Raw genomic sequence first — 14,318 nt, 5'->3', positions numbered from 1 at the left:
TTGTTGTCATATTCTTAAAGAGGGAGGAATATGCCGGCACAGAAAGCGGCAGCTTACAATTTGCAGAAAGTGGGGGAATAGCATGAAAAAAGAACAACGGAAAAACTTTGCGACTGAAGCCATTCATGGTGGTTACGATTCCAATCACCATCATGACAGTCTGGCTCCTCCGATTTATCAGACATCCACATTCACGTTCTCAACTGCAGAACAGGGAGAGGCCCGATTCGCGGGTGAGAGTGAAGGATATATCTATTCAAGGCTCGGCAATCCGACCGTGACGGCGCTCGAAGAAAGAATAGCGGCACTCGAAGGCGGAGAAGCAGGTCTTGCTTTCGCTTCAGGGATGGCAGCGGTCTCTGCGGTACTGTTCGCTCTCACAAAGAGCGGTGACCACATCCTTGTGTCACGGGGAATATACGGGTGCACATTCGGCCTCCTCGAACTGATGGAAGAGAAACACGGCATCTCCCATGATTTCAGTTACCTTGAAACGGAAGAAGAAATAAGGCGGCAAATCAAAACAAACACCTCACTCATTTATCTGGAAACCCCGATCAATCCGACAATGAAATTGATCGATTTGGAAATGGTCGCGCGTATTGCCAAAGAGTATGGAATACCGGTTGTGGTAGACAATACATTCAGCTCACCGTATCTGCAGCGTCCGCTGGACCTGGGCTGCGATGTTGTCATCCACAGTGCAACCAAATATATCGGCGGACACGGGGACGTGATCGCCGGACTTGTAGCGGGCAAAAAAGAGCTGATGGATGAAATCGGCATGACGACCCGCAAAGATATCGGCGGCGTAATCGGGCCGTTTGATGCATGGCTTTTGCTGAGGGGCTTGAAGACCCTGCCGCTGAGAATGGACCGCCATTGCGAAAATGCCGCCAAAATATTTGATCTGCTGAAGAAACATCCGGTAGTCGAGAATATTTTTTATCCATTCGATATGGAAAACCCGCAATATCCGATCGCAAAAAAACAGATGGAACTGGGGGGCGGTATGATTTCCTTTGAAATCAAAGGCGGGAAGACCGAGGCCCAGAAAGTAATGAACAGCGTCAATATGATCAAGATCGCGGTCAGTCTCGGTGACGCCGAATCCTTGATCCAGCATCCGGCAACAATGACTCATGCTGTCATACCGGAAGAAGCACGCCTTCATATGGGAATAAAAGATAACCTGCTCCGACTTTCTGTCGGCCTGGAGCACTGGGAAGACATATGGTCGGATCTCAATCAAGCCCTGAATGTCCTTGCACCTGAGCAAGTGCATCCATAAGAGCGGCGCCGCTCACATAACAAAAGGTTCGGCCTTATCCTAAGGACCGAACCTTTTTTTATTTTTACCCCTCTGCGAAAACAGACGAGACGCCCCCAGCGAGGAGGCTTATCAGGAAGCTGTGGAAAGGGAGATGATTCGCTTATCAACTATTGTAAAAAACGGGCAGTAACCAAAGTGAGACTGAATACAGATATTCAAACAATAACGTTATAGCTGGAACATTTATTTAAGGCAGCTCGATCTTAAAATGTTTCCTGCAAAACAGCAGCAAATTGTTCTAGCCAGTGCTGGTCCGTTTCATCAAAACGGTTTTCAACCGGACTGTCAATATCCAATACCCCGATCACTTCATCCTCTTTAAAAAGAGGCACCACGATCTCAGAACGGGAAGCGGCATCACAGGCAATATGGCCGGGGAATGCATGGACATCTGCGATGCGCATCGTTTTCCTTTCCGATACGGCTGTGCCGCAAACTCCTTTGCCGACAGTGATCCGCACACAGGCAGGCAGCCCGTTAAAAGGCCCCAGTACAAGCTCACCGTCTTCCCTCAAATAAAAACCGACCCAATTTATATCATCAAGAAATTGATTTAAAAGTGCAGAAGCGTTCGCCAGATTCGCAATCTGATTTGATTCACCTTCAATCAGCGCTCTTAGCTGCTTCAGGAGAAGTTCGTATTTCTCCGCTTTTGTTCCCTCGTATGATTCGACGTTAAACATGTTTCTTCCCTCCCGGAAACAAATAAATTAGCTCAATCATATCAAAAATTAGCGAAATATACACGAATTTTACGAAAGAAAATAAAAGGACAATAAAAGGCTGGCCCCGAAATTAGGGAAAAGAGGAGGGGAACAGATGAAGGTAACGCACGCTACGAAAGACAGGGTGATGGAAGCTGCAGCCCTGTTATTCAATAGAAAAGGGTTCGACGGTACTTCTGTCAGGGAAATAGCAGCGAGGGCTAATGTGAATGTCGCGTTGATTTCATATTACTTCGGCGGAAAGAAAGGGTTGATGGAACAGCTGCTCACGGGTTTCCTGGAAGGATATATATCAGCTCTTGAAGGAATATATGACGATCATACGGGCAAAAGCCGCCGCGAATGCCTGTTGAACATGGCTGATGCGGTCATCTCTTTTCAGCAGAAAAATGCTAACCTGGCCCGTTTTGTACAGAGGGAAATTACGCTCGATACGATGCTCAACCGTGAATTGATGACAACGTACCTTTCAAAAGAAAAATACCTTCTGCAGTCAGTCCTGACAGAAGGCATTTCACGCAAGGAATTCCGCAAAGTCCCTGTTCCTTATACGATCATGCAGCTGAAAGGGATGTTTGCGATGCCTTACCTGCACCCCCAATATCTTGCTGAGGTCCTCCATGTTTATCCAAATGAACAATATTTTTATAAAATATATACCGGTGAAATCAGGAGATGGATCGAGCAATCGCTTTGCCATCACCAGTCTCAGTTAAAGGTGATACCTGCGCCTGCTCCCGGATGGCAGACTGAAGCGAACATCAGGCTCCAGGGCTGATATTCCCTGCCCGAGCCCATCTGCGGCATGGGCATCTGAACCGTAAATTAGGGGGATGCCGAGCCTGTCAGCTTCCGCTGCAGCCCAACCTGGTGGATACGGCTCGAGACAGCCGGGCTTAACTGTGCCGGCGCCATTATAGTCCAATTCAAGCCCAAGGCGCTTTATATCATTTAATATAGAGAGGATTTCCGGTTTGAAATCTTGATGAACCGGAAATTTTTTTTGGAATTTACGGGCCAGCGTCATATGGCCGATCCGCTTGGGTTTATATGGACCGAGATCTGACAGGACAGAAGCATGGACCGTTTCATAATAAAGCCGGTACACATTTTCAACAGATCCTGCTTTATCCGTAAGCCGATTGAACTCATTCGCACTGTAATCCATGCACACCCATTCGCCCCCTGCGTATATGAAGTGAACCGACAGGATGCTGTCATCAAGCTCATGGCCGATATCATTCAAGAAATCAGCGGTTTCCTTTTCATATCCTCTGATAAAATCCACTTCTAGTCCGGCGTTCACCCGGATATCTTTACGGTATTTATCTTTCACTTTCCTGATACCAGTGAAATAACGGTCCAGATCAGCCCTGCTCATGCTGCTGTCACGCGTTGGGGCAGGATCCAAAAAAGATTCGGGCAGCGGTGCATGCTCGGTAAATGTCATTTCCTGAAATCCGAGCGCTGCCGCACGTTCGACATATAATTCCAGCGAATCGGATGACCCATGGGGGCAAAATGGGGTATGGATATGGCCATCGGCTTTTATTTTCACCGGTTTCACTCCCTTTTGTGCCAAAATGGCAATTTTCCTTTTTTTGCTCATTTTTTAAAAAATGAGGTCAAAATTTGTTGATTACATGGTATCATAAAAACAATTATATCGTTCAGAATGAGAAAGAATTTCTAAGGTGGTTTTATACATATGGAAAATAGCATCAAGCGTGAGTTTGGATATATACAAAGAGAAGAGGGGAGGGGTGCATCATGTACATAATTGCTGCTATTTTTACGGTTGTCGTAGCATTTGTCGGCTACGGAATTTATTCACGGAAAAAAGTATACGATGAAGTCGATCGTCTGGAAGCGAAAAAAATTGATATCATGAATCGCCCCATCAATGATGAGCTCGCAAGGGTCAAAAAATTGAACATGTCCGGTGAAACAGAAGAACGGTTCGAGCGCTGGCGTGCTAAATGGGATGAACTCATTACCGGCAAACTTCCTGATGTGGAGGAAATGCTTTATGAAGCAGAGGAGGCTGCGGACCGCTATCGTTTCGGCAGGGCGAAACAGGTAAACCTGGAAACGCGCAGGCTGCTGGAAGAAGCGAATAATGAAATTGATATCATACGAGCTGAAGTGGAAGAGCTGATCAGCAGTGAAGAAAGAAATGAATCGGATATGGAAGAACTGCGGTCAACGTACAGGGATTGCAAACAGACGCTGCTGGCCCGCCGCCATTCCTATGGTAAAGCCGAAAAGCATATTGAGGAAGTGCTGGATGAGACCGCTGAACAGTTTGCCCTGTACGACAAAAAAACGGAACAGGGGAATTATATAGAGGCAGCAAGCATCGTCGCAAAAACAAAAGACCTGTTAGGCGAGCTGACCGAAAAAATGGATACATTGCCGGATTTGATCCTGGCTTGCACTACCACTTTGCCAGACGAACTAAAAGAGCTGCATAGCGGCTGCATGGAAATGAAAGAAAAAGGCTACCCGATTGATGAATTCAATTTTGAAAAGCAGATTAATGAAATGGCCAACCAAGTCATCGAATTCCGCAGCCGGCTTGATAACGGCGAGATTTCTGAGGCGGAACAGGGCGTAGCAGAAATCATGAAAAAAGTCGAAGAAATCTACGATCAGCTGGAAGCTGAAGTGAATGCAAAACAGGAAGTGGAAACCGGTCTTCCGGCAATTGGCCCGAAGCTTGAGGAAATGAATCAAGCTATCAGCCATACGAAGGATGAAACGGTGATCGTCCAGCAGAACTACAGGCTTTACGAAGAGCTTGATACACAGAAGGAAATTGAGCGCAAACTTGCGAAATTGCTCAAATCATATGAAAAAGCGGTTGAAATGGTAAAAGGGAAGAAGGTGTCCTATTTCCGGGCGCGGAGGGAACTGAAAGAACTGGAAAAGGCGCTTGAGGAAATCAAGACAGCCCATCTTCAATATGAGGAGATGCTCGATGCCCTGAGAAAAGATGAGCGGAGAGCGCAGGAAACAATCCAAAGCCTTAGAAGAAAGCTGTTTGATACCACTAGAATTATTCAGAAATCGACGATTCCGGGTATGCCCGAGCATTACATCAAAGAAGTCGAGTTTGCAGACAGCAGCATTGCTGATGTAAACGAAAAGCTGGATGAAAAGCCGCTGAATATGCCGGGCGTTAACCAGCTGCTCGAGATTGCCGAAAAGGACGTCGAAAAGGTGCATGACAAAACATTGCACCTGCTTGAACAGGCTGATCTCGCTGAAAGGGTCATTCAATACGGAAACCGGTACCGAAGCAGGTATCCTCATGTTGCCCAGCAGCTCGATTATGCGGAGCGGGCGTTTCGGGATTTTGAATATGAAACGGCTCTGGAGAAAGCCGCTTCAACCGTGGAGGAAGTGGAACCCGGCGCTTTGAAAAGAATGGAGCAGTGGATCGGCGAATATCAGGAAGTATAAAAATGCAGCTGCATGCTGCATTTTTCTTTTGGGCAGGCCGCCTTGAAAATTGTCTGCGGCTTTACCTTGATATGATGTGGATATGGTTTTGAACAATAAAGGAAGAAGTTGGCCTGTTGTTAACTCAGTGAGCTCGCCGAAAATTTTTTTACGGGCGTGTTTTATGGTAAGATTAAATAATGCTAAAACGGATAGAAGGGAAAAATAGTCATGATTTACCTGGACAACAGTGCAACAACAAAACCATATCCAGAAGCTGTCGAGGCATTCGCCACCGTGGCTCAGAAGTATTTCGGAAATCCATCCTCACTCCATCAAATGGGAATTCAAGCGGAAAAATTGGTCGAACAAGCCCGCACGAATATTTCCAAACTGCTCGGATTGCAGCCTGGAGAGATTGTTTTCACATCGGGTGGAACAGAAGGCAATAATACCTCAATAAAAGGCGCCGCCCTTCAATACAGGACTAGAGGGAAACACATCATCACGACCGGAGTTGAACATGCCTCAAGCCATGAAGCCTTCAAGCAGCTTGAAGAATTTGGGTTTGAAGTCACGTATTTGCCTGTTGATGAATACGGTAAAGTTTCTGCAAGTACTTTAAAAAAAGCGATGCGGGACGATACGATTCTTGTTTCCATCATTTATGTCAATAATGAAATCGGCAGCATACAGCCAATTGAAGAAATCGGCGCTGTTTTAAAATCCTTCCCGAAGGCGCTTTTTCATATCGATGCGATTCAGGCTGCAGGGAAAGTTCCGCTTCCTTTGAAAAAGGCCGGGGTTGACCTTGCCACCTTTTCTTCCCATAAATTCAACGGGCTGAAAGGCACAGGCTTTATGTATATCCGTCAGGGTGTTTCGCTTTTTCCGATGTTCTCCGGCGGGAAACAGGAAGACGGGAGCAGGGCTGGCACTGAAAATGTACCCGGAATTGTTGCGGCCGCAAAAGCTTTGCGCATGACGATGGAACGTGCTGAGAACGGGGGATTGAAACATCTTCAGAACTTAAAGAGGTTAATGATGGACGGATTGGCGGCAATCGAGGGGATAGAAGTGAACACGCCGGCGGCTGACAGTGCGCCGCACATTATCAATTTTTCCGTTCCCGGCGTCAAGCCCGAAGTTTTGATTCATTCCCTGGGAGAAAAGGATATATACGTATCCACAAAATCGGCCTGTTCCTCAAAGCTTGCCAGTGCAAGCCGCATCCTTGAGGCCTGCGGCTATGGCGAAGAGCGGGCAATAAGCGGTGTGAGGGTGAGTACCGGTTTTGGCAATACAGAGGAAGAAGTGCGTATTTTCCTGAATGAACTCTCTCAGGTGGTACCGAAACTAAAAAAAGTAATGGGGTAATACTATGCAATATGATCATATTTTAATCAGGTTTGGAGAACTTTCATTAAAAGGAAGGAACCGCCATCAATTTGTCAATCAGCTCAGGCAAAACATTAAGCGGAAGTTAAAGCCTTTTAAAAACCTTAAATTTAATAAATCACGGGACAGGCTTTTCATCGAACTGCACGGCGAGAGCCACGAGGAAGTTGCTGCGCGGCTCCAGCAGGTTTTCGGAATCCATTCTTTCAGCCTTGCGGTAAAGGTCAATAATGACCTCGATTCCATGAAAGAAGGCGCCCTGTCCGCATTAAGGGAAGCCAAGCCCGAGGCGAAGACGTTCAAAGTGAGTTCCCGCCGGGCGCATAAGATATTCCCGGTGAATTCCCAGGAATTAAACAGGGAAATTGGCGGCTACATTTTGAAAAACAGCGGTGAGTCATTAAAAGTGGATGTCCACAATCCTGATGTCAATGTTAGGGTGGAAGTCCGTGAGCAGGAAACATATATTACCTGTTTTGATTTTAAAGGGCCAGGCGGCCTGCCGGTAGGTTCGAGCGGCAAAGTTCTTTTGCTGCTTTCCGGTGGTATTGACAGTCCTGTTGCCGGATATCTGACGATGAAACGCGGCGTCAAACTGGAAGCTATTCATTTTGAAAGTCCGCCTTACACGAGTGAACGTGCAAAACAGAAAGTCATCGACCTCGCAAAAGCACTGACTCCGTATGGCGGCAGCATCAAGCTGCATGTCGTGCCTTTTACGGAAGTGCAGAAGGAAATCAATAAGCACATTCCGCCAAATTATTCGATGACCATCATGCGCAGAATGATGCTTCGCATTGCTGAAGGGGTTGCCGGAAATACAAATGCACTGGCCCTTGCGACAGGTGAAAGCCTCGGGCAGGTTGCAAGTCAGACACTTGAAAGTATGAACACAATCAACTCTGTAACCAGCTACCCGATTCTGCGTCCTCTAATCGGAATGGACAAAGTTGAAATCATGGATATTTCCAGGGCCATTGAAACATATGACATTTCGATCAGGCCGTATGAAGACTGCTGCACTGTTTTCCTCCCTTCTTCACCTGCAACGAGGCCGAAAAAGGAGTTTGCTGAGAAATATGAGGGGAACCTTGAAGTCGACAGGCTTGTGAAGGAAGCGGTAGAAGGTACTGAGACGCTCTGGTACAGTGAGGCGCATAATGAAAATACGACAGAATTCGAAGAAGACCTCTTTTAAAAATTCCGGGCAGAAATTGCCCGGAATTTTTTTCTAAGGTTCCATTCGTTCAGATTGTTGGTTGAGTAATAAAGCAGCCAAAGGAAGTACCATTCCTTGAATATACAATCGCAGTTTCTTTGTGCGGCATTTTGTAAGATGAAGATTCACGGGACAAACCATGCAGCGAAGTATGAGTGAGAAGGCCGGTGGAATAAGAAATGTGCTGTTTAGAACTGCCACGTCCTTTATATGTGCAGAGAGGGAGTTGAATTCACTGTCAACGGATGATGCTCCTGACAATCACAATAACCATTCCTGAAGAGAAGCATTGATTCGAAAAGATGCGCATCAAACCAGCTTTTTCTTATTTACTGAAAGTTTTATTACTATGCTGGTGTTAGAAACAATTACCATTAGAAAGGTGAATGATAATTGCTGTTCCGGCACATTCTATGCATACAAGGAGGTGAAAGACATGGCAAGAAACAACAGCTCAAATGAACTTCTTGTACCTGGCGTTCAGCAAGCTATCGACCAGATGAAGTATGAAATCGCTAACGAGTTTGGTGTAAACCTTGGCGGTGAAACAACTTCTCGTGCTAACGGTTCTGTAGGCGGTGAAATCACTAAGCGCCTCGTATCTATGGCACAATCTCAAATGAACGGACAGGGACAACAATTTTAATCAGCATCACCACAAATAAATAAAATGGCTGCAGAGGAATGAGGGAAACCTCATTCCTCTTTTAATGTTGATAATTATATTAAAATAACATTATGTTTTAATATTTAAAATTTTTAGATATTTGATACAATAGATTATGTAAATGCTTACATGGAGGGATGAAAATGAAAAGGGAAGAGTTGGTCGCACCGGAGGAGTACAACTTAGCAAGTGAAGTGGAAAAGTTTGCGGGTGGAGAAAGAACGGCCATTATCTGGGAGAATGAAAAGGGACAGTCACATGATATTACATATAACTCCCTGATGGAACGAGTAAACAAAGTGGGAAATGCGCTGCTTGGAGAAGGCCTGCAAAAAGGAGACAAAGTCCTTGTCATGATTCCCCGCCTGATTGACGCTTATGCAGTCTATCTGGGTGCTTTGAAAGCAGGGCTTGTCGTCATCCCGAGTTCGGAAATGCTGCGGCAGAAGGACCTGCAATACCGAATTTCACACGGTGAAGTCAAAGGCGTTATCGTCTATCACCAATTCACCGATCAGCTTGAAGGACTAGAAGGTGATTTCGTCAAACTGGCGGCAGGTGAAGCGAAGGACGGATGGATAAGCCTTGATGACAGGATTGAATCTTCATCGGCGGAACTCCGGGAAGCGGATACCAAACGTGACGACATGGCGTTTCTATCCTATACTTCCGGCACGACCGGACAGCCGAAAGGGGTCGTCCATACACACGGTTGGGCATACGCCCACCTGCGGACAGCTGCAAAAGGGTGGCTTGACATTGACGAAAATGACAAAGTTTGGGCAACAGCTGGCCCAGGGTGGCAAAAGTGGATCTGGAGCCCGTTTTTATCCGTTCTCGGGAGCGGTGCCACCGGATTTGTTTACCATGGGCGCTTTGAACCGCAAAAATATTTGTCGCTTCTTCAAGATCACGAAATCAATGTATTATGCTGCACACCGACTGAATACCGTCTGATGGCAAAAGTGGAAAATATCGGCGACTATTCCCTGCCGGCATTAAAGAGTGCAGTCTCCGCCGGAGAGCCGCTGAACAGGGAAGTCATCGACACATTCAAGAAGCACTTTAATATAGATGTCCGCGATGGATACGGACAAACCGAAAATACGCTGCTTGTCGGAGTCATGAATGGAATGGAGATCAAACCTGGTTCAATGGGAAAACCGACTCCGGGCAATGCCGTCGAAGTCATCAATGAATATGGAGAGCCCGCCAAAACCGGTGAAGTGGGGGACATTGCCGTCCACCGTGACACACCGGCATTGTTCAAACAGTATTATAAAGATCCGGAAAGAACAGCGATGCAGTTCAGGGGTGACTGGTATTTGACAGGCGACAAAGCGAAAAAGGATGATGACGGCTATTTCTGGTTTGAAGGGCGCGGAGATGATATCATCATCAGTTCCGGATACACCATCGGGCCTTTTGAAGTGGAAGATGCACTTGTGAAGCATCCGCTTGTCAGTGAGTGTGCGGTAGTCGCAAGCCCGGATGAAATCAGAGGCCATGTTGTCAAAGCATTTATTGTGCTGAAAGATACTGCCGATCCAGAGCAGCCTGGCCTGATAGAAGACCTGCAGAATCACGTGAAGGAATTAACAGCGCCTTATAAATATCCGCGGCAAATTGAATTCCTGAAGGAACTGCCAAAAACGACATCAGGAAAAATCCGCCGTGTGGAATTGAGGCAAAAAGAGTTGGAAAAACAGGCTCAGTAAGATATCATGATAAGAAAATCTTTACAGATGAGATGAGGAGAGATCAGTCAGAAATGGGCACATTATACTTTGGGGGAACTATTTATACAATGGAAAATGATCAGGATACAGTAGAAGCCCTAGTAACGGATAATGGCAAAATTTTGGCAGGCGGGCCGCTCCCCGATTTGAAGGAACGGTATCATGACCTGATTGAGGATGAAATCAACCTTGATGGGGGTGTCATGTATCCCGGCTTTACAGACAGCCACCTTCACATAATCGGACATGGCGAAAAATTGCTGAGGCTTGACCTATCGAGGTGCACATCATCAGGAGAAATGGCTTCGGAACTGCGCCGGAAGGCCAAAGAGACAGAGCCTGGGGAATGGATTCTCGGTGAGGGGTGGAATGAAAACCGGTTCGTGGACCGGAAAATTTTTCACAGGGAAGAACTTGATGAGATATCTCCCCATGCCCCTATGCTATTGACCAGGGTTTGCCGGCATGCTGTCCTTGTTAACTCTGAAGCTCTGCGGCTTGCAAATATTACAGCCGAAACACCTAATCCTCCCGGCGGTATCATCGTAAAAGACCATGAGGGCGAACCTACCGGCTTTTTGCTTGATACCGCCCAGGAACTTGTGAAAGCTGTTGTACCGCAGGTTTCGGAAGCCTATATTCAAAAAGCGCTGCACGTTTCAATCAGCGACCTTCTCAAAATGGGGCTTACCGGCGGGCACAGTGAAGATTTGAACTATTATGGCGGCTTTGACAGGACATATAGAGCCTTTACAAACATAATAGACGGAAAAGAAATCAAATTCCGGGCAGACTTGCTTGTGCACCACGGTGTAGCGGGTGACATGGCTCATCAGGGATATGGCTATATGGAGGGAACTTCATTTGTCCGATTTACATCGGTGAAAATTTTCGCCGATGGCGCACTCGGAGGACGCACCGCTTTATTGAGCAGCCCCTATACAGATGCACCAGAAACGTCCGGTGTCCCGGTTCATTCGCAGGAACAACTCAAATCCATCGTGGCGGAAGCCCGGTCTTATAACATGCCGGTTGCTGTCCATACAATCGGGGATGAAGCTCTAAGGATGACGCTCGATGCAGTGGAAGCCAACCCTCCTGCGCCTGGACAGAGAGACCGTTTTGTACACGGACAGATTCTTACAGGGGAATTGCTTGAAAGAATCAAGAACACGCCTTGCATCATCGATATTCAGCCTCAGTTTGTTCTTTCTGATTTTCCGTGGGTGATTGAACGGCTTGGGGAGGAACGTATCCGTCTTTCTTATGCCTGGAAGACGATGCTGGATTATGGTGTGCTTTGTGCTGGAGGATCGGACGCGCCGATCGAGGAGGCCGATCCGCTGCAAGGAATCTATGCAGCTGTTACCCGCCGCAAGCCGGAAGAAACCGAAACGTATCTTCCGGATGAAAGGCTATCCCCTTATGAGGCAGTCCGTCTGTATACTGTCGGAAGTGCACAGGCAGTGTGTGAGGAACACGAACGGGGCTTAATCAAAGCCGGTTATCGTGCGGATTTTACAGTTCTTGACCGCGATCTTTTTAAAATCCCGGCTGACGAAATCCTCGAAGCGCAGGTGAGAATGACAATTGTCGATGACACTGTCCAATATGAAAATTAATGAAACCCCCGGCACGGGCCGGGGGTTTTGTGATGGACTGGATTCCGGGAAACGGATTAAAGAAAGGTGCGTTTGACTTTCTCCCAGAAGGAGTTGTTTTTCAGTTTGACAGTCTTGATGATACGATCACTCAATTCCACTTTGATTTCATCTATATGCTGGATCCCGAGTGCTTCATTATCCATCCCGATAATCGGAAAATCATTGCCCCCGTTGTTGTCGGTCAGCTTTAAAGTAAGAGCTCTCCGGCCGCTTAAAATAAAGGATGAGCCGAGTGTCCGGTATCGGTTGTTATTCAAGGAAGCGAGTTCGCTTACCTGCATGCAGGGAAGAAGCGGATCGACTACCGCGCCGTTTATCGATTTATTGTAGGCGGTGCTTCCTGTAGGCGTGGCAATAATCATCCCATCTCCCCTGAATGTTTCGAAATGGAGGTTATCAATAAAAACATCGATAACAAACGTCTTGATATTGCTCGATCTGATACTCAGTTCATTCAAGCATTTGAATGAGGTATGGCCGTCGATCATGACATCTATCAAAGGATAACGCCTGACCTCTATTTCTGACTCAAGGATCGTATCGAGAGACTGTTCCACTCCCTGAAGACTGAAATCTGAATACAGGCGGTGTTCTCCTGGTGTGGTTATACCAGCATATAACACATCATCACGAAACCCAGTTTTACGGACGGCTTGCAAAAAGGCTCCGTCTCCGCCGATGCTTACAATGATATTGGCATCCTTGTGGTCTTTTACTATTTTAAATTCAAATTTTCCCCCAATCCGGCTGAGTTCGTCTATTTGATCCCGCGTTACTTCATCCGGATGATAATGTAAGTATACATTTCTGCGATTTGGCATCCCGTGTTTCCTCCTTTAGTATAGAATCAGCCATCCTCCCAAATTATACTTTCTCTTTTTTCTGGAAAAGTCCTGCCGGCTTGTTTTTTTTCAATCAGAAATACTCTTATAGGAATACATTTCATTTTCTGATACACTTTTAAAAGGATATTGGAAAATGTCCGTTTCAGTTTTCCCGCACCCTCCCCAACATCCCGTAGAGTGGTGCGGCTTTGGAAACTCTTTAGCAATACCCACTATTTCAGGACAGCCAGGAGGGTGAAAATGGATAATAAAAGATGGCTTGCGCTTGGGATTGCAGTTGTACTGTTTATGTTTTCCATCGGAGTACAATTTGTATCTTCCCTTGCCAGCGCAAATTTATCTGGTTTTCAGGAAAATTTCCTTTTCGGAGCCGAAGAAGGCTTCGAAGAAAAGATTCTTGAACAGGGATCACAGGACAAAAAGATTGCCGTATTGCATGTGAACGGCACAATTCAGGATACAGGTGATGCCACTTCGTTTTTTGAATCAGTCGGATATCATCATCGCTCGTTTCTGCGCAAGCTTGACCAGGCCGCTGAAGACAGAGCGGTTGGCGGGATCATTTTACATATTAATTCGCCTGGAGGCGGTGTTGCCGAGAGTGCAGAAATCCATGACCGGCTCACCGGGTTAAAAGAAAAATACGATAAACCGATCTACGTGGTGATGGGCAGCATAGCGGCTTCCGGCGGTTATTATATTTCCACGCCGGCCGATAAAATCTTTGCCAGCCCGGAAACGCTGACCGGTTCACTGGGTGTCATCATGCAGGGAGTCAATTATGGCGAGCTGGCCGAGAAACTGGGTGTCGAGTTTGAGACGATTAAAAGCGGACCTCATAAGGACATCATGTCACCAAACCGCGATATGACAGAAAAGGAACGGGAAATACTGCAAACGATGGTCAACAATTCCTATGAAAGTTTTGTGGACGTCATTTCTGAAGGCAGGGAAATTCCCCGGGAAAAGGTATACGAAATTGCCGACGGCCGTGTGTATGACGGCAAACAGGCTAAAGAAATCAACCTGATTGATGAATTCGGGTACCTTGATGACACAATAGCCGCAATGAAAAAAGAACACAAACTGAACGGCGCCACTGTATTTGAATACAAAAACAATTCAGGCTTAGGTTCAATGTTCGAAATGACAGCAGGAAAGCTCTTCACGAAAGATGCTGAAACACAGCTGCTGCTGAAGCTCGCTTCAGAATCCAACAGTCCGCGCATGATGTATTTGTATGCGAGATAGAGGAGGGGTGCCGGCATGGATACAACGGTAAAT

12 protein-coding genes are annotated in these 14,318 nt (G+C 46.5%); 9 read left to right on the top strand and 3 right to left on the bottom strand.

What is annotated here, in order from left to right:
• Window positions 1-82 precede the first annotated feature (82 nt).
• On the top strand, window positions 83-1,291 hold the full coding sequence (gene megL, locus A4U59_RS08675) for a methionine gamma-lyase (RefSeq protein ID WP_066172950.1): 1,209 nt from the start codon (window positions 83-85) through the stop codon (window positions 1,289-1,291).
• 245 nt (window positions 1,292-1,536) lie between these two features.
• On the opposite strand, the gene A4U59_RS08670 is transcribed toward megL, so the two are convergent.
• A complete protein-coding gene (locus A4U59_RS08670) occupies window positions 1,537-2,016 on the bottom strand; it encodes a GAF domain-containing protein (RefSeq protein WP_066172948.1) in 480 nt (159 codons plus the stop codon).
• Between the two features lie 136 nt (window positions 2,017-2,152).
• Between A4U59_RS08670 and refZ the strand changes: the two genes are divergently transcribed.
• Window positions 2,153-2,836 (top strand): forespore capture DNA-binding protein RefZ, encoded by a 684-nt coding sequence (gene refZ / locus A4U59_RS08665; RefSeq protein ID WP_066172947.1) that lies wholly within the window; start codon window positions 2,153-2,155, stop codon window positions 2,834-2,836.
• Here refZ and hisJ read toward each other — a convergent pair.
• Window positions 2,771-3,610, bottom strand: coding sequence for a histidinol-phosphatase HisJ (hisJ, locus tag A4U59_RS08660; protein ID WP_066172995.1), 840 nt, complete (start codon window positions 3,608-3,610; stop codon window positions 2,771-2,773). The genes refZ and hisJ overlap by 66 nt on opposite strands.
• Before the next feature lie 218 nt (window positions 3,611-3,828).
• Between hisJ and ezrA the strand changes: the two genes are divergently transcribed.
• The 6 genes from ezrA (at window position 3,829) to A4U59_RS08630 (ending at window position 12,147) form a co-directional block, all read left to right on the top strand.
• A complete protein-coding gene (gene ezrA / locus A4U59_RS08655; RefSeq protein ID WP_083270760.1) occupies window positions 3,829-5,523 on the top strand; it encodes a septation ring formation regulator EzrA in 1,695 nt (564 codons plus the stop codon).
• A 210-nt stretch (window positions 5,524-5,733) separates the two neighbouring features.
• Window positions 5,734-6,879, top strand: a complete 1,146-nt coding sequence (locus tag A4U59_RS08650; protein ID WP_066172944.1) for a cysteine desulfurase family protein — start codon at window positions 5,734-5,736, stop codon at window positions 6,877-6,879.
• 4 nt (window positions 6,880-6,883) lie between these two features.
• Entirely contained in the window at window positions 6,884-8,098 is a 1,215-nt protein-coding gene (thiI, locus tag A4U59_RS08645) for a tRNA uracil 4-sulfurtransferase ThiI (RefSeq protein WP_066172942.1), read from the top strand.
• 457 nt (window positions 8,099-8,555) lie between these two features.
• Complete coding sequence (locus A4U59_RS08640) at window positions 8,556-8,765, top strand: alpha/beta-type small acid-soluble spore protein (RefSeq protein WP_066172940.1); 210 nt, start codon at window positions 8,556-8,558, stop codon at window positions 8,763-8,765.
• 164 nt (window positions 8,766-8,929) lie between these two features.
• Window positions 8,930-10,504 carry an acyl-CoA synthetase MbcS gene (gene mbcS / locus A4U59_RS08635; RefSeq protein WP_066172938.1) on the top strand — a complete coding sequence of 525 codons (1,575 nt, stop codon included), beginning with the start codon at window positions 8,930-8,932 and terminating at the stop codon, window positions 10,502-10,504.
• An 89-nt stretch (window positions 10,505-10,593) separates the two neighbouring features.
• Complete coding sequence (locus tag A4U59_RS08630; protein ID WP_342670193.1) at window positions 10,594-12,147, top strand: amidohydrolase; 1,554 nt, start codon at window positions 10,594-10,596, stop codon at window positions 12,145-12,147.
• A gap of 56 nt (window positions 12,148-12,203) precedes the next feature.
• Here the strand turns inward: A4U59_RS08630 and A4U59_RS08625 are convergent, their stop codons facing one another.
• Window positions 12,204-13,010 (bottom strand): NAD kinase, encoded by an 807-nt coding sequence (locus tag A4U59_RS08625; RefSeq protein ID WP_066172934.1) that lies wholly within the window; start codon window positions 13,008-13,010, stop codon window positions 12,204-12,206.
• 264 nt (window positions 13,011-13,274) lie between these two features.
• Between A4U59_RS08625 and sppA the strand changes: the two genes are divergently transcribed.
• Window positions 13,275-14,285, top strand: coding sequence for a signal peptide peptidase SppA (sppA, locus tag A4U59_RS08620; RefSeq protein WP_066172932.1), 1,011 nt, complete (start codon window positions 13,275-13,277; stop codon window positions 14,283-14,285).
• Window positions 14,286-14,318 lie beyond the last annotated feature (33 nt).

It is taken from the genome of Bacillus marinisedimentorum (assembly GCF_001644195.2).
Taxonomy (GTDB): domain Bacteria; phylum Bacillota; class Bacilli; order Bacillales; family Bacillaceae_O; genus Bacillus_BL; species Bacillus_BL marinisedimentorum.
The sequence above is the reverse complement of the archived record's forward strand: the minus strand, read 5'-3'. Positions and strand labels throughout refer to the sequence as shown.

Excerpts from the sequence above, each read along its gene's own strand:
- ezrA (WP_083270760.1), top strand. The coding sequence starts at position 3,829 with ATGTACATAATTGCTGCTATTTTTACGGTTGTCGTAGCATTTGTCGGC.
- sppA (WP_066172932.1), top strand. The coding sequence starts at position 13,275 with ATGGATAATAAAAGATGGCTTGCGCTTGGGATTGCAGTTGTACTGTTT.
- A4U59_RS08630 (WP_342670193.1), top strand. The coding sequence starts at position 10,594 with ATGGAAAATGATCAGGATACAGTAGAAGCCCTAGTAACGGATAATGGC.
- mbcS (WP_066172938.1), top strand. The coding sequence starts at position 8,930 with ATGAAAAGGGAAGAGTTGGTCGCACCGGAGGAGTACAACTTAGCAAGT.
- megL (WP_066172950.1), top strand. The coding sequence starts at position 83 with ATGAAAAAAGAACAACGGAAAAACTTTGCGACTGAAGCCATTCATGGT.
- A4U59_RS08670 (WP_066172948.1), bottom strand. The coding sequence starts at position 2,016 with ATGTTTAACGTCGAATCATACGAGGGAACAAAAGCGGAGAAATACGAA.
- A4U59_RS08650 (WP_066172944.1), top strand. The coding sequence starts at position 5,734 with ATGATTTACCTGGACAACAGTGCAACAACAAAACCATATCCAGAAGCT.
- thiI (WP_066172942.1), top strand. The coding sequence starts at position 6,884 with ATGCAATATGATCATATTTTAATCAGGTTTGGAGAACTTTCATTAAAA.
- A4U59_RS08640 (WP_066172940.1), top strand. The coding sequence starts at position 8,556 with ATGGCAAGAAACAACAGCTCAAATGAACTTCTTGTACCTGGCGTTCAG.
- A4U59_RS08625 (WP_066172934.1), bottom strand. The coding sequence starts at position 13,010 with ATGCCAAATCGCAGAAATGTATACTTACATTATCATCCGGATGAAGTA.
- refZ (WP_066172947.1), top strand. The coding sequence starts at position 2,153 with ATGAAGGTAACGCACGCTACGAAAGACAGGGTGATGGAAGCTGCAGCC.